This is a genomic window from Clostridium bowmanii (genome assembly GCF_018861315.1).
In the GTDB taxonomy this organism is placed as follows: domain Bacteria; phylum Bacillota; class Clostridia; order Clostridiales; family Clostridiaceae; genus Clostridium_AD; species Clostridium_AD bowmanii.
Genome location: NZ_JAHLDL010000008.1, coordinates 120,917 through 145,127 on the forward strand (window position 1 = coordinate 120,917; position 24,211 = coordinate 145,127).

General features: G+C 31.3%; 20 protein-coding genes. 8 read left to right on the plus strand and 12 right to left on the minus strand.

The annotated features are described in order from the left end of the window. Positions 1–42: 42 nt before the first annotated feature. From KPL51_RS07505 to KPL51_RS07515, 3 genes are all read right to left on the minus strand, one after another. A complete protein-coding gene (locus KPL51_RS07505) occupies positions 43–990 on the minus strand; it encodes an AAA family ATPase (protein WP_216159055.1) in 948 nt (315 codons plus the stop codon). A gap of 584 nt (positions 991–1,574) precedes the next feature. Beyond that, positions 1,575–2,033 carry a COG2426 family protein gene (locus tag KPL51_RS07510; RefSeq protein WP_216159057.1) on the minus strand — a complete coding sequence of 153 codons (459 nt, stop codon included), beginning with the start codon at positions 2,031–2,033 and terminating at the stop codon, positions 1,575–1,577. Between the two features lie 170 nt (positions 2,034–2,203). Beyond that, positions 2,204–3,094, minus strand: coding sequence for a DegV family protein (locus tag KPL51_RS07515; RefSeq protein WP_216159059.1), 891 nt, complete (start codon positions 3,092–3,094; stop codon positions 2,204–2,206). Positions 3,095–3,312: 218 nt separating this feature from the next. Between KPL51_RS07515 and KPL51_RS07520 the strand changes: the two genes are divergently transcribed. Beyond that, positions 3,313–5,862 (plus strand): FAD-dependent oxidoreductase, encoded by a 2,550-nt coding sequence (locus KPL51_RS07520; RefSeq protein ID WP_216159061.1) that lies wholly within the window; start codon positions 3,313–3,315, stop codon positions 5,860–5,862. Positions 5,863–6,577: 715 nt separating this feature from the next. On the opposite strand, the gene KPL51_RS07525 is transcribed toward KPL51_RS07520, so the two are convergent. Further along, entirely contained in the window at positions 6,578–7,477 is a 900-nt protein-coding gene (locus tag KPL51_RS07525) for an N-acetylmuramoyl-L-alanine amidase (RefSeq protein WP_216159063.1), read from the minus strand. 475 nt (positions 7,478–7,952) lie between these two features. Between KPL51_RS07525 and KPL51_RS07530 the strand changes: the two genes are divergently transcribed. After that, positions 7,953–8,342 (plus strand): GNAT family N-acetyltransferase, encoded by a 390-nt coding sequence (locus KPL51_RS07530; protein ID WP_216159065.1) that lies wholly within the window; start codon positions 7,953–7,955, stop codon positions 8,340–8,342. Between the two features lie 442 nt (positions 8,343–8,784). On the opposite strand, the gene KPL51_RS07535 is transcribed toward KPL51_RS07530, so the two are convergent. Then, positions 8,785–9,441: a deoxynucleoside kinase gene (locus KPL51_RS07535; RefSeq protein ID WP_216159067.1), complete on the minus strand. Its 657-nt coding sequence runs from the start codon at positions 9,439–9,441 to the stop codon at positions 8,785–8,787. A 388-nt stretch (positions 9,442–9,829) separates the two neighbouring features. After that, entirely contained in the window at positions 9,830–10,654 is an 825-nt protein-coding gene (yidA, locus tag KPL51_RS07540) for a sugar-phosphatase (protein WP_216159113.1), read from the minus strand. Between the two features lie 401 nt (positions 10,655–11,055). Here yidA and KPL51_RS07545 point away from each other — a divergent pair, with 401 nt between their 5' ends. Beyond that, positions 11,056–13,344, plus strand: a complete 2,289-nt coding sequence (locus KPL51_RS07545) for a diguanylate cyclase (RefSeq protein WP_216159069.1) — start codon at positions 11,056–11,058, stop codon at positions 13,342–13,344. Positions 13,345–13,420: 76 nt separating this feature from the next. Here the strand turns inward: KPL51_RS07545 and KPL51_RS07550 are convergent, their stop codons facing one another. Both KPL51_RS07550 and KPL51_RS07555 read right to left on the minus strand, forming a co-directional pair. Next, positions 13,421–14,203: a hypothetical protein gene (locus KPL51_RS07550; RefSeq protein WP_216159071.1), complete on the minus strand. Its 783-nt coding sequence runs from the start codon at positions 14,201–14,203 to the stop codon at positions 13,421–13,423. A 435-nt stretch (positions 14,204–14,638) separates the two neighbouring features. After that, positions 14,639–14,812: a hypothetical protein gene (locus KPL51_RS07555; RefSeq protein ID WP_216159073.1), complete on the minus strand. Its 174-nt coding sequence runs from the start codon at positions 14,810–14,812 to the stop codon at positions 14,639–14,641. A gap of 222 nt (positions 14,813–15,034) precedes the next feature. Between KPL51_RS07555 and KPL51_RS07560 the strand changes: the two genes are divergently transcribed. Both KPL51_RS07560 and KPL51_RS07565 read left to right on the plus strand, forming a co-directional pair. Then, on the plus strand, positions 15,035–15,427 hold the full coding sequence (locus tag KPL51_RS07560) for a hypothetical protein (RefSeq protein WP_216159075.1): 393 nt from the start codon (positions 15,035–15,037) through the stop codon (positions 15,425–15,427). Positions 15,428–15,430: 3 nt separating this feature from the next. Beyond that, complete coding sequence (locus KPL51_RS07565; RefSeq protein ID WP_216159077.1) at positions 15,431–15,649, plus strand: helix-turn-helix transcriptional regulator; 219 nt, start codon at positions 15,431–15,433, stop codon at positions 15,647–15,649. 323 nt (positions 15,650–15,972) lie between these two features. Here the strand turns inward: KPL51_RS07565 and cmk are convergent, their stop codons facing one another. Further along, the gene (cmk, locus tag KPL51_RS07570) at positions 15,973–16,518 is read right to left on the minus strand and encodes a (d)CMP kinase (RefSeq protein WP_216159079.1); all 546 of its coding nucleotides are present in this window, start codon (positions 16,516–16,518) and stop codon (positions 15,973–15,975) included. A gap of 210 nt (positions 16,519–16,728) precedes the next feature. Here cmk and KPL51_RS07575 point away from each other — a divergent pair, with 210 nt between their 5' ends. Together KPL51_RS07575 and KPL51_RS07580 are read left to right on the plus strand one after the other, a co-directional pair. After that, complete coding sequence (locus KPL51_RS07575) at positions 16,729–17,208, plus strand: ferritin-like domain-containing protein (protein ID WP_216159081.1); 480 nt, start codon at positions 16,729–16,731, stop codon at positions 17,206–17,208. A 319-nt stretch (positions 17,209–17,527) separates the two neighbouring features. Beyond that, entirely contained in the window at positions 17,528–19,039 is a 1,512-nt protein-coding gene (locus tag KPL51_RS07580; protein WP_216159083.1) for a leucyl aminopeptidase, read from the plus strand. Between the two features lie 18 nt (positions 19,040–19,057). Here KPL51_RS07580 and KPL51_RS07585 read toward each other — a convergent pair whose 3' ends face one another. After that, positions 19,058–19,921 carry a DUF2140 family protein gene (locus tag KPL51_RS07585; RefSeq protein ID WP_216159085.1) on the minus strand — a complete coding sequence of 288 codons (864 nt, stop codon included), beginning with the start codon at positions 19,919–19,921 and terminating at the stop codon, positions 19,058–19,060. Between the two features lie 193 nt (positions 19,922–20,114). On the opposite strand from KPL51_RS07585, the gene KPL51_RS07590 reads away from it, so the two are divergent. Beyond that, positions 20,115–21,938: a MutS family DNA mismatch repair protein gene (locus KPL51_RS07590; protein ID WP_216159087.1), complete on the plus strand. Its 1,824-nt coding sequence runs from the start codon at positions 20,115–20,117 to the stop codon at positions 21,936–21,938. Positions 21,939–22,002: 64 nt separating this feature from the next. On the opposite strand, the gene KPL51_RS07595 is transcribed toward KPL51_RS07590, so the two are convergent. Both KPL51_RS07595 and KPL51_RS07600 read right to left on the minus strand, forming a co-directional pair. Beyond that, positions 22,003–22,620, minus strand: coding sequence for a hypothetical protein (locus KPL51_RS07595; RefSeq protein WP_216159089.1), 618 nt, complete (start codon positions 22,618–22,620; stop codon positions 22,003–22,005). 252 nt (positions 22,621–22,872) lie between these two features. Beyond that, positions 22,873–23,790, minus strand: coding sequence for a ComEC/Rec2 family competence protein (locus KPL51_RS07600; RefSeq protein ID WP_216159115.1), 918 nt, complete (start codon positions 23,788–23,790; stop codon positions 22,873–22,875). Positions 23,791–24,211 lie beyond the last annotated feature (421 nt).

The window sequence follows — 24,211 nt, forward strand, 5'->3', positions numbered from 1 at the left end:
ATTGTTGTTCTTTCATTGGCTCTAAAACTTCTTCATCCAACACTACAGCTTTTCCAGTGGTGCTTCGATAGTACTTATTATTTCCTCTATGATTGATTTACTCTTATTTCCCTGGCTTAAATCGTTCTTGAGCATTAACCTATGGCTTAATATAGGGATTGCCAGTTCTTTAACATCCTCTGGAACTACATAATCTCTACCCCTTATAGCAGCTAGTGCTTGACTTCCCTTCATCATATTTAATGTAGCTCTCGGACTACACCCAAGTTCCACTTCTCTATGATTTCTTGTAGCCTTAACTATTGATATTATGTAGTCCTTTATTTCCTCACTAACATGCACCATAGTATAATTATTTTGAACATACTCTATCTCTTCCATAGTAACCACTGCCTGAAGGTCACTCAGTGGATCCACCCTCATAAATCTATTCATCATAGTCTTCTCCTCTAAAGTATCAGGATACCCTAGTGAAAGCTTCATAAAGAATCTATCTAATTGTGCTTCTGGCAGCGGAAAGGTTCCAAACTGTTCCACTGGATTTTGAGTAGCAATTACAAAGAAAGGTCTCTCTAGTTTTATAGTATTACCCTCTACAGTAATTTGCCCTTCTTCCATACACTCCAAAAGTGCTGACTGAGTTCTAGGTGTAGCCCTATTAATTTCATCCGCTAAAACTATTTGGCTTAAAAGCGGTCCAGATCTAAACTCAAATACTTGGTTTTTTTGGTTATAATAATATATTCCAGTTAAATCTGAAGGCAATAAATCAGGTGTAAACTGTATCCTCTTAAAATTGCAATTCATAGACCTTGAAAGACTCTTAGCAAGCTTAGTTTTTCCAAGCCCAGGAACATCCTCTATAAGTACATGCCCCGAACATATAAACGAAACTATAATTTTATCTACACTATCTCCTTTGCCTACAATAACTCTACCCACATTATCCAAAATCTTCGCTCTAAATTCCTCAAATTTCACTGTATCCATTTTTAAACCCCCATTAACTCGTATATTTACATTCAGATCTCTTAAATTCATTAATGTAAATATAGCATATAAAGACATTTTTTTAAACATCTCTCCTCAAGAAATATTGCAATAAAATTTCAACTTGAAATTCTTCTTCGCAAATATAAAATCCTCGTAACCCTACCAACCCACCTAAACCTAAATTTCCCCTTATACCCCCCACGTAGATTGCCCAAAAACACTTATACTACCTACATCATAGGTGTGGAATTTCTCCGGAGTGACTTGAAATACGAGATGATGAAGCTATTGAAATTTGATTTAGAAATTCTTGTTTTGCTAATGTAAAATTCTCGTAAGCCTGCCAGGACGCATAACAATTAATAATTGTTATGTGCCCCAGAGCCCCACCCAGAGGTGCTAATGAACCCGAGCCAGGAAGGCGAGTGTGAATGCTAGAGAATTTTACATTTGCAAAACATTAGAATTTCTTAATCAAATTTCCAGCTTCGAATTCGTATTTCAAGGCCCGCAGGAGAAATTTCACACCCTTTTTTTAATCTAAGAAAAAAATCTCTCACCTTTCGGTAAGAGATTTTTAGTTAAAGCAAATTTAAAAACGCTGGAAAAGCTATAGATAAAGCTGTAACAATAAGTCCACATAAAAAAGATCCTACAACTGCACACATAACAGATCTTTTAAAATCCAACTTTAAAAAAGCAGCTATTGCAGTTCCTGTCCACACTCCTGTAGTTGGAAGAGGTATAGCAATAAATGTTATAAGCGCTATTTCTTCAAACTTTTCAAACTTAGCTTTATTCTTGCTTATCTTTCTATTAATCAGATTATAAAAGCCACTAAAAAATTTATATTTTCCTAGAAAGTCAAATATTTTATTAAAAAATATCAACACAAAAGGAACTGGAAGCAAACTTCCAAAAAAAGATAATAGGAATACCGTTATTGGATTAATATTGAATACATTTATTCCAAGAGGTATAGCCACTTTCATCTCACTAAGAGGCACTGCCGACAGTAAAAACACTTGTAACCATTCCATAAAAGATTCTCCTTGCTTAATAATTTTTTCTAGATGTATCTTCAAAAAAATGACTAGTCAATACACTAGTCTATTTTACTCTATTGCTTACAATATCATTATAAGTATTATGATACATCACTTTCAAGTTATATTACTAATAAAATAATATTTAACTATATATTCATAAATTAAATATCAATTACATGATGTTGCCTGGACTCACCAATGAAAAACACTGCCAGTGCTCCTGGTCCACTAAATCTTCCCACTACTGGTCCGATAAAATGAATAAGCACTTCTTTAACCTTTACTTTTGCTAGTATTTCTTCTTTAAGTCTTACAGCTTCTTCATAACAATCCGCATGACAAATAGCTATGGTTTGAGTTTCGGCATGCTCTATTTTTTCCTTCACTATTTCTGCAAGCTTACTTATAGATTTTTTACGTCCTCTAACCTTTAGTACAGGTATTACCTTCCCCAGCTGGTTAAGAGTAAGTATAGGCTTTAGATGCAGTACTAACCCCAAGGTAGCTGCTACATTAGATATTCTTCCGCCTCTTTTTAAAAAGTTTAAATCCTCCACAATAATATACGTATTTAGATTTTGTATATTTTTTTCTATTTCGGAAACAATCTGCTCAGAGTTAAAGCCTTCTTTCTTCATTTCCACAGCTTTTCTCACCATGAGTCCTTGTCCTAAGGATGCTGTCAACACATCGATAATATTTATGATAACATTAGGAAATTCTTCTAATATAGTAGTCTTTCCAATATTAGCACTATTATAAGTACCACTAAGGCCTGAAGAAACTCCTACATAAATTATATCCTTGCCACATTCTGCAGCTAATTTGAACATTTTATAGAAGCTTTCTGAATTTGCTTGAGAAGTATTAGGCAATGCTCCATCCCTAAGATCATCAAAAAACTGTTTTTGGCTTAAACTCTGCCCGAAATCATCTAAGTACTCTTTATCATTATAACTAAATGGTAACATGGCAAAAGGTATATTATTACCATAAATATATTCCTTTGGCAAATCACAGCAAGAGTCTGTCATAATAACAAAATCTCTCATTTGTATTCCTCCTAATTTCATCGTTAAGTAAATATTTTATTAAACAATTCATTAAAAACTATAGCATAAAAAAAGTTGTCTGTAAACGAATTTACACTGGTATATCAATGAATAATAGCAATTTGTTTAAAGATTTGTTATTGCTTTCTAACCCTGCCTATACTATAATGTTAAACAATAACAATTGTTTTTGAATAGTAATTAAAGGAGTGTTGATTATGAAGGCATTAGAAGTTAAAAAAGATATATATTGGGTTGGTGCATTAGACCCAGAACTTAGAATTTTTGATATAATTATGTATACCCCTTATGGGTCTACTTATAACTCTTATGTAGTTCGCGGTAGTGAAAAAACTGCAGTCTTTGAAACAGTAAAAGAAAAGTTTTTTTCTCAGTATCTTGAAAGATTAGAGTCTTTAGACATTGACATAAAAAATATTGATTATATAGTAGTGAATCATACTGAGCCAGATCATGCAGGATCAGTTGGTCAACTTTTAAAAATTGCAAAAAATGCAAAAGTAGTAGGTTCAGCTGCAGCCATTAAATTCCTTAAAGGAATTATAAATAGAGATTTTGAATACATAATTGTAGGCGATGGAGATAGTATAAATCTTGGAAATAAAACACTTTCCTTTATTTCCGCACCCTTCCTACATTGGCCAGATTCAATGTACACATACGTTGTGGAAGATAAGCTTCTTATCACTTGTGATTCTTTTGGCAGTCACTACTGCAATGATAAAATGTATAATGATTTAAACCAAAGCCAAGAAAATTATCTAGAAGCCCTAAAATACTACTTTGATTGTATAATGGGGCCCTTTAAACCTTATGTTTTAAAAGCTATAGATAAAATAAAGGACCTTCCAATAGATACAATATGCCCAGGTCATGGACCCATTTTAAGGGATGACCCTTGGAATATAGTAAATAAATACAAAGAGTGGAGCCTTCCTGAAAAAGCATACGCTGAGCCAATAGTTACCTTATGCTATGTATCAGCTTATGGCTATACCGAAGCCGTGGCGAATAAAATAGAAGAAGGCATAAATAGCTATTGTAATTTTAAAGTTAACAAATATGATGTTATCCATAGTGAAATGAGTGATATTTTAACTAGCATAGGAAAATCTGAGGGTATAATTTTTGGTTCTCCTACTATAAATGGAGATGCACTAGAACCAATATGGGACATTTTAACCAAACTAAATCCTATAGTTCATGGTGGAAAAGTAGCCTCTGCCTTTGGTTCTTATGGTTGGAGCGGAGAAGCCGTTCCAAATATAGTTGATAGATTAAAACAAATTAAACTAGATCTATACCCATCATATAAATTTAATTTTAAACCTACAGATAAGGATTTAAACTTCGCCTTTAAGTTTGGAGAAAGTTTTGCAGAAAAAATAGCTGAGAAAATTAAAATAAATAGCTGTCCTGTAAAACCTTCTACACAAAAAAGATGGAAATGTTTAATTTGCGGAGAAGAATTTGATGGACCAAAACCACCTGAAATATGTCCTGCTTGTGGTGCTAGTGCTGACCAATTTGTTCAAGTATCACAAGATGTAGTAACCTTTAGTTCTGATAAAGTAGAGAAATTTTTAATCATTGGTAACGGCGCTGCTGGATATTATGCAGCTGATACTATAAGAAAGAGGAATAAGCAATGCGAAATAGAAATGATTTCAAATGAACCACACTTAACCTATTACAGACCTTCTATTTCTGATGGTATAAGTGAAGCCCTAACAGATGATAGTTTCTACCTATCTCCAAAAGAGTGGTACACGGCTAATAACATAACCCTTACTTTAGGTGTTCAAGTTGAGGTTCTAAAACCAGAAGAAAATAAAGTATTACTTAAAGATGGTACAGCTATAAATTACGACAAGCTAATTTTAGCAAATGGAAGTGAAAACTTTAAGATTTCTCTAGAGGGAGTAGACAAACCTGGAGTATTCACTTTAAGAAATCTAAAAGATTTGGAAGCTATTAAAACTAAAATGAAGACTTCAAAAAATGTAGTAATTATAGGTGGCGGACTATTAGGACTTGAAGCAGCTTATGAAATAAGCAAAGCTGGTCTAAATGTTTCCGTGGTGGAATTTAGCGATTCCCTACTTGTTAAGCAATTAGATAGTGAAGGTAGTCTTATCCTTAAAACTGCAGTTGAAAATCAAAATATTAAAGTTATCCTAGGAGATTCAGTAAATGCAATAAATGGCGAAAAATCCGTTTCTTCAGTTACTCTTAAAAGTGGAAAATCCCTAGACGCAGACTTAGTATTATTTTCAACAGGAATTGCACCAAATAAAAATATAGCAAATAAAACTAATTTAATAACTAACAGAGGTATCCTAATCAATGAAAATATGGAAACCAATATCAAAAACATATATGCCTGTGGAGACATTGCAGAATTTAGAGGTAGAGTATATGGCAATTGGCCTGCCGCAGTAGAAATGGGTAAAATTGCAGGTTCAAACGCAGTAGGAGAAACTAAGGAATATGTTCCATCCCTAAGTGCTATTTCCTTTAATGCTATGGGTCTAGAACTATTATCTGTAGGCGAAATTACAAGGGAAGACACTAAAGCCCTTAGCCTAAAAGATGATGCAAACAAAATATACAAAAAATTATTCTTCACCGAAAACATTATAACCGGCGGCATTATAATAGGCGACAACAAATCCTCAGCTAAGCTAATAAGTGCTATCGAAGGATCAATGTCCTTAAACGAAGTAATACAAGAAGATATACTCTAAAACCCGGTGCCCCCCACGTGACAAGTGGCAATTTGGCAAAGTATAGTTCCCTCCATATGGTAAGTAGCAAGTTTTAGACCTCCACATGATAAAGAGCACATAAGGCGAAAATGCCTCATGTGCTCTTTACTTATTTTTAATTATAATCATGGAAATTATCAATAAAATACTGTAAATACAGCTAGTACGCATAACAACCAATATTTTTTATTCTCATTATTATGTGTCCTAATGAATACTGAAAATAACAAGTATGAATTCCAGTCGCAGTAACTTTCAATTATAATCACAGAAACATTGAAATTTGATTTACAAATCATCCCAATATACTCCCCGTAATCCTCCCAGAGAATTACTTCTTTAGCCCCTCCTACTTTACGAATATAAAATTCAAGCAATCCTTACTGCCAGTTTCACAATTGACAATATTCATCTTCAATCTTGATATTTTTTCTTAGATTATGCTAACAAAAGTATATATTGCGTAGAATGCCTTTGAACAAGCCTTAGTAATTCACAATTTATTTTATTTGCAGCTGCGTAAAGAAAATCGCATGTTTGAGCGATAGCGAGTTTGCGATTTTTAGCAGATGCAGATAAAATAAATTTTAGAATTACTCGGCGAAGTGAAGGCATTCCAGCAATATATATTTTTCGTTATAGCATAATCTAAGAAAAAACTCGCAACTAGACTTTTTTAATATAGTCTTCATTTCTATTCTACTAATGCCTTATGAATCCCATCTGCCAATGCTTTAGATATCTTATTTTGATAACTTTCAGTTGTAAGCTTCTTGTCCTCTTCTACATTAGATTGGAACCCCATTTCCACCAAAATAACAGGAACCTTAGACCAATTAAAGCCAGTCATATCATCTCGCTCCACAACGCCTCTATTTTTCATCCCTATGCTATTAATCAAGTTATTAAGAACAATCTCTCCATATATTTTACTTGCTTTATATATAGCATTTGTATTCTTACTATCTGACGGTACTAACATGGATGCCCCTTCAACAGATGAATCATTGTTTGAATCCGCATGAATTCTTATAACCAGATCTGCCTTAGCTTTATTTCCAACTATTGCTCTTGCAATATTTCCTAACATTTGTTTGTTTTGTGTTTTAGTCATTACTACAGTGTAGCCTTTTTCTTCTAGCAAAGTCTTTAGTCTAACTGCCACTGCCATATTAACCACATACTCAGGGGTTTTTGTATTAATACCCTGAGCGCCGCCCGGTTCCTTTACTTTCATTATGCTAGAACCTGGTGCTTGCTGCTCTTTTTCCATACTAGTAGCACTTGCATGGCCTGGATCTATAACAATAATCTTTTTAGAAGGTTGCTTTTCAACCTTCTTATATTCCTGAACTTCAACCTGCGTTTTTTCTTTAGTTAATGTTTTATCTTCTTTTTCATCTTCAGTCTTGTTTTCAAGTACCTTATCTTTTACCGCTTCTTCTTTATCATTACTATTCTTATTTTCCGTATTAGCTTTTATAGATTGTGTAATTTTCTCATATGCCTTACCCACATAAGTTGTCCTATATAATACCCCACCTATAATAAATAAAACCATAAAAGCTAATAAAACCTTCCTCATTTTGGTCATATTGACCTCCTAACACAATTCTTTTGATTATAGCCATAACCAATGACCATTTTACTATTCCTTTATGAACATGTATATGATTATTCTAAATAATTAACTAAAACATAATTTAATACTTTTAATATTTACATTTTTGTACCCTTAATGATATTAAATCCCAAGCATTTGATAGTATTATATTTCATTAAAACCCTAAACTAAAAACGATTGATTTTTTATAAAATAAGCAGGCTTTTTCATGACAAACAGTAAAGATATATGCCATAATGAGCAAAGAGATAAAAATCAATCAGTTTACAAGCAAATACACTAAATATAGAAAGGAAGTGATAGTTTAGTTGCCCTTCCACATTATTGTACAGGCGCACACTAAACATAAAAAATGGCTAACAAAATATTATATTTAAAGATATCCCCCCTCGATTACAAAATACTAACAAAAATAATGATTTCTTCATTTAATGAAGATACATCTATGCACACTGATCTAAAAGAAGACGGTCCCACAGGATACAATGATGGTAGCTTAATTAAATTACTTAATGAAAATGAAAAATACGAAAACTATGTAATTGTTTATGATAACAATACTGTTGGAGCTTATACCGTTGCACTTAAGCCTAATAATGAATATAATTTGGAAATGTTATATATTGATCCTAAATACCGGGAAAATCATTTAGGAGCTATAGTATGGAAAGACATAGAAGAAAAATATATAGCTGCAAAAAAATGGACTGTTGAAACCCCTGACTATTCGAAGCGAAACCACCACTTTTACACTCAAAAATGCGGCTTTGTATTTCACAGAGAAAACCTATGTCCTAATGGTGCTAAATCTTATATTTTCGAAAAACAATTATAATTATTGCCCCCAACCGCAAACCACCCAAATGTAGGCATAATTTACAATCATCAAAGTGGAATCATATATGAATATGGCCATCAGTAAGCCTAACAGATGATTATTAAATCTATAATAATCATCTTCAAACTTAAGTATTTTTTCTTGGATTATGCTAACAAAAGTATATATTGCGTAGAATGCCTTTGAACAAGCCTTAGTAATTCTTAATTTATTTTATTTGCAACTGCGTAAAGAAAATCGCATGTTTAAGCGATAGCGAGTTTGCGATTTTTAGCAGATGCAGATAAAATAAATTTTAGAATTACTTGGCGAGGTGAAGGCATTCAAGCAATATATACTTGACCTTATAGCATAATCTATGAAAAAACTTTTAATTAGAATTTCTTAATTAAATTTCCAGTTTCAAGCTCGTTTGCAAGTCCCTGCGGCGATGGATTACCTACTTGATTTTCGCTAATGCTTCATCTATGAGCCCCAACACGTAAGCCTTATCTTCTTCATTATTCTCAAAATCTAATCCTTCCACATTTATCTTTAAAATAGGAGATATATTATAATCGTCAAAATAAGCTCTATAATTAGAATTTAGTCTTTCCCAATACCCTCGTTCCACAATCTTCTCATATTCTCTGCCTCTTTTATTTATCTTATCCATAGCTGCATCCACAGAAGTCTCAAGATATACAAGTAATTTAGGTGCCTTGCAATGTTCAATCATATTTTCAAATAACTCAGCATATAAATCAAATTCTTCTATACACATCTCCCCTGCATCCTTAAGCATTTTAGCAAAAATTACATCTCCATAAATACTCCTATCCATCACCGCATTTTTCACTTTTGAAGCTTCCTTAATATGCTTGAATCTCTTATTAAGAAAAAATATTTGTAGCGAAAAACTATATCTTTCTCTATCATAATAAAATTTTTCTAATATAGGATTATCCACCACTGGCTCTTCAAAACTCACATACCCTTTTTCAGCCATTATATTCATAAGTGTGGTCTTCCCTACACCAACTACTCCATCTATAACTATCATATCCCAGTTCCCTCCTCTATCTATTTTACTCAATGCCCTCTCATAAAACCCCATAATCTCTGCCCCCTCATACATCCTTTTTAGCTATAAAAACTACACATTTACTAACTACCTTCATATCAAAATGTGATTATCATACATATAGTTTATCCTAACTTTAAATTATATTGTATTTCTATTTATGTTAGTATATCAGAATGCCAAAGTAGTTTACAGATATTTTTAATTCACCATATTGATTGTTTATAGTAAAAAAAAGCCAGTAATTGGACAATTACTGACTTTTGAATATTTGATTAAAGAGGGAATATTTTTTCAGTATTAACTTTCTCTTTATCTGGGGGAATAAAGATGAGAAATACTAAATGCGTTAAAACTTTGTATGACTTTATTATATACGTATATAATAAAGTTGTCAACAACCATTGTTAATTAATATTAATTATACTGCAAAAGCCTCTTCACCTTGTATTATAAATTTATCAATAATAAATGCTACTCCATCTTGCTCATTAGTTTTAGTTATAAAATTTGCAACTTTTTTAACTTCTGGAAATGCATTACCCATGGCGACTCCAAGTCCAGCATATTTAATCATATGAATATCATTACCTGCATCTCCTATGCATATAACTTCTTCTTGCTTGATATTTAATTTCTCCGCAAGCGCTGCTACTCCGGCACCTTTATTAACGGATTTTTCAAGAAACTCTAAGTAGAAAGGAGCACTCCTTACTATTGTATACTTGTCGCTTACGGCTACTGGAATATTTTTGATTACTTCATCTAATATTTCCGGTGCATCTACAAACATAACCTTTACTATAGTTGTATCAGAAGGTACATTTTCCACATCAATTATTTCACAAGAAATACCATTCATTGCTGCTTCTTCTCTAGTATAAATATTGTCTTCAGGAGCAATTACACTATTCTCTGTTAATGCATGTATATTTACATTTAAATCTTTGCTTAGCTTGTACAAAGATTTATAATCTTCCACAGTTAATGTTTTTTTAGATATTATTTCCCCACCATCCGAGGTTTGAACAAGCGCTCCGTTAAAAGCTACTGCATAATTATCTTCTGAAACTAAGTTAAGTTGTTTTAAATATTTTTTAAAACCAACCAAAGGTCTTCCTGATGCTAGAACAACTTTTACTCCATTTTCTTTTGCTTGTTGTATTGCTTCACAATTTACTGTTGAAATTTTCTTTTCATCACTTAATAATGTTCCATCCATATCTATTGCTATTAATTTATATATCAATTTTTTACCTCCACGTAACCACATTTCTTAGACATCATTTCTTCGATATCATTTTATAGTATATCATGGAATTTTATAAGTAATGGATTTCATTGCTTATGAACTTTGCGTGAATTTTTTATATACCTACTTTTTCATGAACAATAAAAATGTTTACTTTTCCATAATTTGGTTTATAATTATTTTATGAATATTACTAATTTATAAAATAATAATTAAGAAACCACCCTATGCTATAAAACAATTGAAAGCACAAAGATAACGCTCTATTATGAATTTCGATAGATAATAATGCTAAGTTAGCCACAAAATAATGACAAATTTACTATACTAATGTAAAATGATAACTAATATATTCAAAATACCATATACATATATAAAAAGGGGAGACTATAACTATGATGCTAAAAAAACAAAAACCTGTAATTATTACTCTATCTATTATTATTTTAGCAGCATTACTAAGTGTTATTTTCACTTTAAATAGATTATCCTCCTCCGATACTTCATCAAATATCAATTCCCAAAAAGGTGTTTTGGAGCTTTCTGATTGGGATTTTAATAAAGATGGCTATACATCACTGGGTGGACAATGGGAATTTTACTGGCAGCAATTATTGTCTCCAGAAGATTTAAGTAATAGCGCACCTCTTCCCTCCTATATTGAAATGCCCATGGAATGGAATAAATACAACAAAAATTATAGTTCTAATGGCTATGCTACATATAGATTAACAATAAAATTAAATGAAAAATATAAAAATACTCTTTTAGGCATAAGTGTTCCCCCCATGTTATCTTCATATAAATTATGGGTAAATGGTAATCTGTTTTTGTCTAATGGAATTGTTGGTACAAGCGGTTCTTCTGAAACTCCTGCAACTAATCCCATAACGAATTATTTTATGAACAGTAATAACAGTGTTCAATTAATACTTCAAGTGTCAAATCATAACTTTAGAAATGGCGGTACCTGGGACAAACTTTATTTAGGCACCCAGTCTCAAATGGCCAATAAAAGAGAGTCTTCCATTGCGCTTGAAATTTTTTACTTCGGCATATTGCTCATAATGGGCTTATATCACTTATGGTTATATTCTTTTAGAACAAATGATAATTCTAAATTCTATTTTGGTGCTCTCTGTATAACTTTATCTTTAAGGGCATTAATTGTTGGTAACAAATACATTTTAACCATGTATAATAACTTAAGTTATGGCTGGACTCTCAAACTAGAATACATGACTTTCTATGCAGGAGTTTATTTTATGCTAAGTTACATATACTTAATCTTTAAAAATGATTGCTCTACTATAGTAAGAAAAAGCTGCAAACTTCTTTGCTTTTTATTTATTCTTATTACTATTTTCATATCCCCACTACTGGCATCAAAATTCCTATTGTTCTTTCAAATATTCACACTATTAATTATTATATATACTACTTTTGTTATATTAAAAGCCTGTCTCACAAAAAAACGTGGAACCTTTATTATGGCAATTGGTTGCTTAGTCCCTATTGGCATAAGCGGTATAACCGTACTAAAGTATTTAGGGTTAAATCATAGCAATGACTATTCACTATCAGGATTCTTCCTTCTCATACTTTTGAATGCTTTTATATTAGCAATGAATGAGTCTAAATCCTATAAAAAAGTTGAAAATTTATCCAAGGAAAAAGAAAAATATATGTTAGCAGAAAAACTTACAGCTATTACCTTTCTTTTAAATTCTTCCTTGAATTTAGAAGAAGTCTTAGACAAATTATTAAAAAGCTTAAAAGAATTAGTTCCTTATGACAGTGCCTCATTTTTCATGGAAGAAAATAACCATTTTAATGTTATGGCAGCAAATGGTTTCAAAGATATTGATAGCATATACAAAATTTCTATCAATAAAGAGGATGATCTTCTATTTAAAAAAATATATGAAACTAACACCGCCCTATTAATTTCTAATGTTAAAAATAATCCACATTTTAAGCATCATATAGAGCTAACTACTCTTGAAAGTTGGATGGGAATACCTATAATCTTTAAGGACAAAATTATTGGTATCTTAACATTAGATTCCACCCAAAAGGATATTTATACTCAATATCATATTGACATAGCCATGTACTTTGCTTGCCATGCAGGAATGGCTATAGAGAATGCTAAATTACACGGTAAAACTAAAAAACTAGCTACTATAGACCCTTTAACCAATTTGTACAACAGACGCAGTTTTTTTGAACTTGCAAATATAGATTTTGAAAAATCTAAAGTCTTGGCACAACCTATCTCAGGCATAATGATGGACATTGACGATTTCAAGAAAATAAACGATACCTTGGGACACCATACCGGTGATCTGGTCTTAAATCGACTTTCTAAGGTCTGCTTAGAAACTTTAGGTAAAAATCATATTTTCGGCCGTTATGGTGGTGAAGAATTTATTGCTTTATTACCTTCCACCTCCATTGAAGATGTTGCGATAATCGGTGAGAAGTTAAGAAGCGCTGTAGAAAATAACCCTATAATTATTAGAAAATCAGATTTAATACCCGTCACCATAAGTGTAGGGACCGCCTCTATTACTCCAACAATACAAGACTTAAATTATTTATTTGGAGAAGCTGACAAAGCACTTTACCAGGCTAAGTCTCTAGGTAAAAATCAAGTTATATCAATAAATTTAGACAGCTAGAATTTCAAGCTAAAATTAATAAAAAAATAGCTAAGTACACTCATGAATAAATTCGCAAGTGTGCTTAGCTTAATAATTAATACTGTTTCTCTTCAGAATTAGCAATGAAATTTTTAAGATTTACAAGGTCTTTCTTTCCCCTGTTACCTTTTGTCAATATTAATTTACCATTAGCATCGGCTTTTTTAAACACATAATCCCCCGTAAGCAAATTATAATCCTCAATGTCGGCATTATCTTTTGTGGTTGTACCAGTGTAATACTCTCCTACAGTAACTCCAATCAAGAACCAACCATTATTTTGAAATCTAAACCTATATGAACTAAACCATCTATAATTACTACCACCATAGAAATTCAGTAAAATTGATCCTCTATCTATTACAATGCTTTCATATGGATCACCCCAAACTCCACCTTCATTTGAAAGTAAAACTGCCTTTTCTGCTATTACTGAAGTAGAATAAGACTTTTCTTTATTCCCTAAAAGTATCATTAATGACCTTGGTGCTGCTTCTCCTTCCATTTTATTAGTTCCTTCAATTACAATTACAACATCATTTATACCATCTTTATTTAAGTCGCCTTCAACCTTTTCAGGTTGTCCCATTACTTTCTCAAGGATATGCCAACCTTTAGGAATAAACGAATTTATATCCGCCTGAACATTCGGAGTTGCAACTTTTACACCTTCAGCCTTATCTTTAGGATTATCTTCTCCACTATCATTCTTTTGTAAAGCAGTTTCCTTATTAGTAGTCTCTTTTGAATTCAAATTATTATTACTAAATTTGTTACCACAAGCCGCCACTAATACAAAACAAAACGTAATTAAAACTATCATAAATACTCTCTTCATAAAAACTAAGCAACTCCTTTTGTCATTATACTCATAATCTACAATTTAAAATTCTGTGGTAAATTACTTTTATCAGAATTTCAAAACAATAATGTAGACGGTAGCAATGAGTGGATATCCGCATGGATATGTAATAAACCACTTGGACATAAAAACCCAATAAAGATTTGAGTTAAAGATAATGAAAACGGATGGTATCCCAGCAGATACTGACATAATGAGATTTTAATTTAATTTATAAATTATTCCTTTGCCAATGTAAAATTTTCATAAGCCTGCCAGCACTCACAACCACAATATAAATAAAAGCATGAAATTTCTCCGGAGTAAATTGCAATAAGAAACGAAAGGACTATTGAAATTTCTTAATGGAATTTCCAGTCCCGAGCTCGTTTGCAATTCACGCAGGATACATTTCATACTTTCTTTACTCTATTAAAGACTATCTATTTTTTTATGTTGACACCTCTTACAAACCTTAATCTTATCATTATTACCTAAAGTTATTTCATATAACAATTTAATTCTCTCTGTCTTACATACTGGGCAAGTTCCCCTTCCTCTTGATGGTAACTTCCACAAAGCCCTACCGCGAAATTCTTTCCCCATTTTAAATCCCCCTCTTTGTTTATTCTTTTCTAATCACTATTAATAGTATTAATTATTAGAAGGATTTATGATTGTTTTTTATTTTTATATCTTATATTCCATTATACAGATGTACCTAGTAATAAACTAAATATATACAAAACAAGTATTGACTAAGTTTTCTTTAAGTGATATATTTGTAACATAAAGTTATAAATATATCACTTAAAGGAGTTTTTAATTATGAATAAAAAGATGAGTTTAGGAACAGCTATGATTATTAGAACCATCCCCATTATATTTTTCCCGATTTTCTATTATACTATGGTGAGAACTCACTATACGACTTTTGACTCTTTTATCCCAGTCATTGTTGGAACAATATGTGGTGGATTATTTAGTCTATATCACAAAATGAAAAAAGACATAAATGATGAACTGGCAAAGAGAAATAAATTAAAATCAGATTCCATTTGTTTTACAGTTGCCATCATAACTCTTATTTTCATAATGATCACAATTGGCTTTTCTAATATTTCAACAATAACAATCGGTTATATTATTTCATTTGATATTGTTTTTCTCGCTATTTTAAATGTGATCATATTTAATATCATCGACAAAAAAGGAGTTTAGAATATGGTCATCCTTAAAACTAGAATTAAAGAATTCAGAGCAAAACACGACCTAAATCAACAAGAATTAGCTGAAAAAATTAATGTAAGACGAGAAACTATTGTTCATCTTGAAAACGGAAAATATAACCCTTCACTAAAAATAGCAATGGATATTTCAAAGGTATTCCACTGCACAGTTGAAGATATTTTCGAGTTTATCGAGGATAATACTGATAAGTAACCATGATTAAAATTAAGACTCAGCTTAACTAGTACAATATTTCATTACAATTAAATATTCTATATAATGATTATACAAAAGTATGAAATTTCTCCGTAGAGAATTGCAATACGAAACGCAGAAACTATTGAAATTCGATTTAGAAATTCTTATTTTGCTTATGTAAAATTCTCGTAGCCTGACAGGGTACATAACAATTGATAATTGTTATGTACCCAAGAGCCCTACTAAGGGGATAAAGAATTTTACATTCGCAAAGCATTAAAAATTCCTAATCAAATTTCCAGTTTCAAGTTCGTTTGGCAATTCATGCAGGAGAAATTTCATACTTTCTCTATAACCTTCTTGACCTTCTCTATAGCCTCTTCTATTACCCCTTCCATACTAATATGTGAAGTATCGATAACTAAATCATAGTTACTTTCTTGATTTATATCTATATTATAAATATCCTTAAATCTACTAACCTCGAGTCTTCGCCTTTCATTTATATTCACCTTAGCATCTTCCTTAGAAGCATATTTCTCTGATTTGCCTCGTTCATTTTTCATGGACCTCTCTACTGCAACATCCAAATCTACTTTTAAATATATTTTAAAGGAATCAGGTATAAAATGCCATGCAAGTCTAGCATCGAAAATGAAATTGTCCTTTTCTTTCCCAATCTCTGCAGTTCTGTTGTCAACTTCATGATCTAGCTTGTTATCAAGCATATATTTATTGTATTCCGTTATAGACATACCTTTTTCTACAGCTAATTTTCTTTGTAAATCACCTACACTAAAATAAGTATAATCTAAAGACTTACTTATAGCCTTAGCAACACTGCTTTTTCCTGAATATAAGGCTCCTGTTATAGTTATCTTCACCGTTAAATCATCTCCTATATTTAAGTTCAAAACATTAAATATTTTATCCGCTTATAATACCCATTATACTTGAAAGCAATACTTATTGGTACTGTTCCTCTGTCACAACTAGCGAAGCTTCTTCATACAATATATAATATTGATTTTATAATTATTGCAATTAACAATCACTAATATTATGCCTTAAAAAACACTAGAAGGAGGTTTAAAATGTACACAAACCCATATATGATGTATGACATGGATTTATTAGAAAAGTCCTTAGCAGGCATTAATTTAGCCGTTCAAGGCGAACAAGAAGATGAATTGTTCTATGATTACTTAATAAGTATTGCGCCTACAGATGATGAGAAAAAAATTATTGCTTCTATAAGGGATGATGAACGTGGACATAATAAAATGTTTAGATATATATACAAAAGCATCACCGGTGTAGATGTACCCCCTGGAAATGATGAGGAGTTTGTGAAGCCTATTTCTTACCTTGATGGCATTAAAAAAGCTTTATTTGGAGAGCTTGGTGCTGTAGAAAGATATAGAGAAATTAGAAGAGGGCTTCCATCTACTATGTACAGAGATCTACTTTTCAACATTATAACTGATGAAATAAAGCATAGTTCTAAGTACAATTACTTATTCACCTTAAACAGTCACAATATGTTAAAAGATATGCGGTATGGTGAGGCCTAGGGTACATGAATAGTACTGCTCATCATTTGGATATATATAACAAACAAAATACTCATTTTAGGCTCCAAGGTGCTCGATTTGTTTACACCTTAGAGCCTATTATTTTCTTAATTATCACCTGAATATTTATAAATAAAAGTGTGTTGACAAAATTAGTCATTAAGCTTACAATCAAATTAGATATTACTTGATAATCATTATCGTTTTATAAGAAATTAGGTATGTAAAACAAGTAAATTAGGTTAGGATAGACTCTCAAACACACTTATTATTTATTTGAATTTAATCTATACCAAAATGAAAGAGAAGGTGAAAATATATGATATTCCAAAGCAAAAATATAAAATCATACAATAATGAAGCTCAAACAAAATTTATTACTTATTTTGAGGATTCTCAATTAGACAAAGGATTAGCTTTAGATAAGGGATTGCCTTTAGACAAAGAAATTCACTCTAAAATAAAATTCATGTTAGATAGTGAAGACTTTGATTGTAAAAATGGCCAGCTACAAATTATAAATTTATTTAGAAATGAATCTCCTAGAAATGTAATTCTAGTTGGGGTAGGCAAAAAAGAAGATTTTACCTTAGACAGATTAAGAAAAAATATAGCTAAAGCAGTAAAAGAGGCAGCAAAGTCAAAATCTAAATCCATTGATATAAATATTGAAAATTTAGTTAGCCTAATGAACTTAGATGAAATTGTTAGAACTATTTCTGAAGCTGCAGTAATGGCAGACTATAAATTTGATCAGTACAAATCAGATAAAAAAGCTTCAACCTTAGAAGAATTCAACATACTATATGCGCAAGAAGATCATTTAGAAAATATTAGTAAGGGCATTAATGAAGGAGTAATACTTGGACAAGCTAACATATTGACCAGGACCTTAGTTAATGAACCTGCTAATATATTAGGCCCTATAGAACTAGCTGAGGCAGCAAAAAAAGCTGGTGTTGAAAGTGGATTCCAAGTAGAAATCTTTGATGAGGTAGCTATAAAAAAATTAAATATGTTAGCATTCCTTGAAGTCGCTAAAGCTTCTGTTAAACCACCAAGATTAATTGTTATGAGATACCAAGGTAACCCGGGTAGCAAAGAAGAAATTGTAGGATTAGTGGGAAAAGGTCTTACTTATGACAGTGGTGGATTATCCATCAAACCTACTACTGGAATGGTTACAATGAAATCCGACATGGGCGGAGCGGCCGCTGTAATTGGAGCCATGACTGCTATAACAAAACTAAAAGCAAAGGTAAATGTAATAGGAGTAGTTGCTTCCTGTGAAAATATGATAGGTGGAAATAGTTACAGACCAGGAGATATAATTGGCTCCATGGGCGGCAAGACTATAGAAGTAATTAACACCGATGCTGAAGGAAGATTAACTCTTGTAGATGCAGTAAATTATATAATTGAAAAAGAGCACGCTACAAAAGTAGTAGACATAGCCACATTAACTGGGGCAGTAATCTCTGCTTTAGGCACTACGGCTACTGGTGTAGTTGCAAACAATGATTTCTTTTTTACTAGATTAGAGCAAGCTTCAAAAATATGTGATGAAAAGGTTTGGAGATTACCGGCCTTTGATGAATATAAGGAATTGATAAAATCTGATGTAGCAGACCTTAAAAATTCAGGGGGCCGAAATGCTGGATCTATAACAGCAGGATTATTTATTGGAGAATTCGTTAAGGATAAGCCTTGGTTACACCTTGATATTGCTGGAACTTCTTGGGCTGAAAAAAACAGTGATTATGAATCTAAGGGTGGAACTGGTGCTGGAGCTAGATTATTGTATCATTTGATTAAGCAGTTAGAAAAATAAAAAACAGAGACTTAAAATTTAAGTCTCTGCTTTTATCTTTTCTAATTCTTTCTTTATCTCACTGTCACCAGTTTCACTTATAGCCTTATCAAGTTTCCTAATAATATCACTTATTACTTTTTTCTTTTCATCTATAGATTTATATTTAACTGCATCAATGGTATTTTTAATTTCGTTCATCTTTTGTTTTTGTGATTCATTCATAAGTGAACTAGCACCTTGTATTTTTTGTTCAAATATAGTTAGTTGTTTATCTATATTCTCCACACTATTCTTAGTAAGCGCATCAAATAAAGCCTTTATATCCATTTTTTCTGCTGTACCTACTATTTTACTATCTACAATCTTTAAATCCTTCATTTTAAAATGAACAGCACTCTCTTTAATTTTTATTAAATTGTCCTCAACATAAAAACTCTCGTTAGCATTCTTTGAAATTTGAGAAATCACCATACTCTTAGGCAATGTAAGCTTGCCGATTTTAAAATTGTCAGCATCATAGACAATATCACCATTAGAAATGCTTATTTTCCCTGCAGAAGAAAATAATAAATTAATATTCTTATAACTTATAGGTGCTTCAATTAAAAGTTTATCCTTTAAAACTTCTATATTAGCTCCTTTAAGAGTTATATCTCCCTTATTTTTAGGACTTTCAAAATATAAATTGCTTAACTGATCTACATCCTCTTGATTTAATTCAAATTCTCCACCTTTTATCTGTATAACTTTAATTTTGTTTATAACCTCTGTGGAATCCGTTTTTTTAAGGACCACCCCTCCAGTATATAATACACTGTATACAAGTAATGCCAAAGCTGCTAATAAAACAATAAACACTACTAGGCCTTTGCTTTTCTTTGATTTTTTAGTTCTAGCCATAATATCTCCCTTTATTCATAATGCTTATATATTATCACATTTAGATTGATTTAATTCATCAAATTAAATAGTTAACAAATAATTTTTCCCCTTCCATTTATTAATCTGGTCATATTATCCTAATATTGAAAATTGCGGACCAAGCCTGTAGTATGATATTATATACCTAATAAGAAAGACCTAGGAGGATATCATGATAACCGAAAAAAAGCTCTACATTAATCGAAAAAAACATTATGAATATTTATTAAAAAAGCAAAATGAAACCGCAAGTTTTATAGGCATATTAAGATTTTTAATCTTTGCAAGTGGATTAGGCTTTACAATTTTCTTCTATTTGCGATCAAATTATTATTTATGTCTATCTGTATTAATTGCCACTACTGTAATATTTGTATTTTTCGCAATTAAGCATAGCAAGATAAAACACAACAAAATTCGTTGTTCTATTTTATGTGAAATTAATGAAAATGCTATAAAACGGTTAAATGGCAATTGGAAGGATTTTTCTGATGATGGTAAAGATTTTTTTGATGAGGAACATAATTACTCAAGAGACTTGGATATATTTGGCGAAAGTTCCCTTTTTCAATGGATTAACTCCTGTATAACTTATCTTGGCAGAAAAAAATTAAAGGACACTCTGTCCTCTCCTATTTATAGTATTAAGCAAATTTATAAAAGACAAGAAGCAATAAGGGAATTAGCGAAAAATATGGGGTGGACACAAAGATTTGAAGCAGAAGCCATCCTTAGTGAAAATAAAAATCATAACCCTGAAGAATTAATCCAATGGGCCGAGGATAAAAATGAGTTTTTCCTAAAATCTTGGGTTATAACTATAACAAGGCTATTACCAATAGTGACTTTATCTGTTTTTGTATTATCCCTATTTTTTACTAAAGTATCCTATAGATTAGGCCTTATAGGCATTGTGATTCAAATGATAATGCTTACACTTGGATATAGAGAAATAAGTAGCAATTTAGATACTGTAAATGAATATAAAGATACTATTCTTATATATAATAAGCTTCTTATGCATATTGAAAAAACAAATTTCAACTCTGAGTATTTAAAAAGTTTAAAAGCTAAACTTTTCAATGCAGATGGGATAAAAGCTTCTCATCAGATAAAAAGATTAGGAAAGCTAGTAAATCTAATCTCTGATAGGAAGAACATTTATTATCTGCCTATAAATATCATTTTTCTATTAGATTATCAATGTCTAATTAATCTACAGCGATTTAAAAAGACTAGCGGTATTAGTTTAAAATCTTGGCTAGAGGTTATAGGTGAAATGGAGGCCTTAAATAGTTTATCAACTATAACTTACGAACACAAAGATTGGGCAATGCCAAAGTTTCAGGAGGAGCCTCCTATTTTTAAAGCTAAGAATTTGGGACATCCACTACTTGGAGCCAGTAGAGTATATAATGATATTCACATAGAAAAGTCACAAAACATTCTTTTAATTACTGGTTCTAATATGTCTGGTAAAAGCACCTTACTGCGAACTACAGGCATTAACTTGGTTTTAGCCTATGCAGGTGCTCCTGTTTGTGCAGAAAGTTTTTACTGCTCTATAATGGATATTTATACTTGCATGAGGACAAGTGATAATTTAGAAAAAAATATTTCTTCCTTCTATGCAGAGCTTCTAAGAATAAAGAAACTAGTAACTGCTACAGAAAATAATGCTCCAATTTTCTTCTTATTAGATGAAATTTTTAAGGGAACTAACTCTATAGATAGACATACCGGAGCTAAGGTTTTGGTAAGCAAACTAAGTACTGACAACGCACTAGGCTTTGTATCTACCCATGACTTAGAACTAGGTGACATTGAGAAAACCAATAAGAAAGTTAAAAATTATCACCTTAAAGAATATTATAAAGATGATAAATTATACTTTGACTATAAGTTGCGTTCTGGTGTTTCTACAACTAGGAATGCATTATATTTAATGAAAATGGCAGGTCTTGATATTCCATCTGATTTAGAACTTCCTCAATAAAACAATAAAATAAAACTATCAAAATACCACTGGCATTTTGATAGTTTTATTTTTTTAACAAGAATTATAGTCCAAAAATTTGGTTCAATTGCCCAACACTATCTCCATCAATATTAGTAAATAATGCGACTTTAACTCTATTCTTACTTTCCTTATCTAATTTACTATAAGAATTCTTAACAGATGCTTGGTCTGAAGAAGAATTGTAGGAAGCATCTCGTTGCAATTTACTAACAGTTGAACGCATCTTTGAGATTATCTGCTTCTCTTTTGGAGTCTCCACTTGTAAATATGCGCCTCCTAGATCTTCATTTAATTTTTCAAGTACAGTGAGTTTAGTCTGCTTTTGCTTGCCAGGCTCTTTTCTGTTTTCCTCTGTATTTTGTTTTTCTTCTGATATTGCAGCCTGTTTAGACGTTTCAACGGCTGCTCTTATTTTTTCTAATTTTTTTTGTTTGTCACTATTTTCAGTTTTTTCTGTAGATTCACTTTTAGCTTCAGAATTTTCTCCACCTATAGTTTTTATATTTTTAAGTTTACTTATAACCTCAGTAAAATTAGTTTTCTTAAGGTCTAGTCCACCATTATTTAATGTAATGTATGCAAAAATTACAATTGTACCTAATAAAATAATTAGTCCAGGTATCCCTTTGTTCTTCTTTGTCTTCCTATTTCTCGACATAATTACCTCCTTTTTTCGTAGTGTCTACATACTAGCACAGATACACTGATTTTTAACTTTATATGGGGCAGTTTACAAAAAATTGTCCTATTCATCTTATTACGTTCACATCGAACTCCCATCACATTCCATATTTGCATTGGAAATAGGCATTTTTTTAGAGTATACTTTAAAAAAGTATACTCTAAAAAAACACCTATATTAAAAATTATTATGGGTCGACCTTATTCCCAAGGTGAACTTCACTTATTTCTAAGGCCTTCCAGCCGAATAACTACCAGGCTTTGTATTAAAACTTATGGTTTTTCCATTAGATGTGGCTATAATAGTTCCTAACTCATCTGTTCTATATACTGGTATGTTTTTATTTTTCAATTTGTCCATGGTTTCTTTATGTGGATGGCCATAATCATTTCCTTTTTCAGTGGATATAATCGCATACTTTGGATTTACCTTAGCTAAGAATTCATCTGAAGTTGATGATCTACTTCCATGATGACCTACTTTAAGCACATCTGCCTTAATATTAAACCCCTTTTGAAGGATTTCACTTTCTGATATGTCCTCCGCATCTCCTGTTAAAATGAAAGAATTGTTTCCAAATTCTAATTTTACCACCACAGAATAATTATTTAAATCCTTATATTTAGTACTATTTGGGGCTAAAATTGTACATTTAGCTGAACCTAAATTAAAGGTTTCTCCTGGACTAGGAACGGTTGCCTTCATTCCTTTATTTTTTATTGCTGCCACTACATCTCCAAAAGTCTTTGTAGTAGAAGTTGCTTTAGGCAAAAAAATTTTACCTATATTAAAATCATTAATTATATAATCCAGACCTCCCATGTGATCTTCATGAGGATGAGTTCCAATAACATAGTCTAACTTTTTTACACCTTGCTGCAACAAGTAGTTCTTAACTAGCTTGCCATCTCCATTATTTCCTGCATCTATAAGCATAAACTTTGAACCTTGTTGAATTAAAATACTATCTGCTTGTCCAACGTTAATAAAATGAACTTTTAAATTACCATTTAAAGTTGAATTGGTTTTTTTACCTTCATATTGGGTAATTTTAGTATTTTCATCTGTGACTTTTGTGTTTTCATTCACTGTCTTAGTATTTTCATCAGAATTTGCCACTTTTTCTGAGCTATTACTTATTTGCATTTTTTCTTTAGATACACTTACAGCATTATCTCCAATATTACTTGCACACCCAGTTAAAAGAAAAACAGATAAAAACAAAATTAAAAAGCAAGAATATTTAATTTTAAATCTTTTTATAGTAGCACCCCCTTATATAGAATTATGTTTTTTACAGAATCCTATCTATTATGTACTACCATACAACATATTTGTAGTTTTGTGAATTTTTTTGGATTATTTTGCAATTTAATTAATGTGTATTGGTAATTAACAATTAAACCATGTATATTTTTTAATTAATTACCTATGATTCAATAGTGTTTAAATTTTATTTTTGAGCAAAATAATATTATAGTAATATAGTATTGTCGGAAAGGAGAAATGTTATGAAAATTAATTTAATATTTAAAAATTTTATTATCTTAATTTCTATAACCACTTT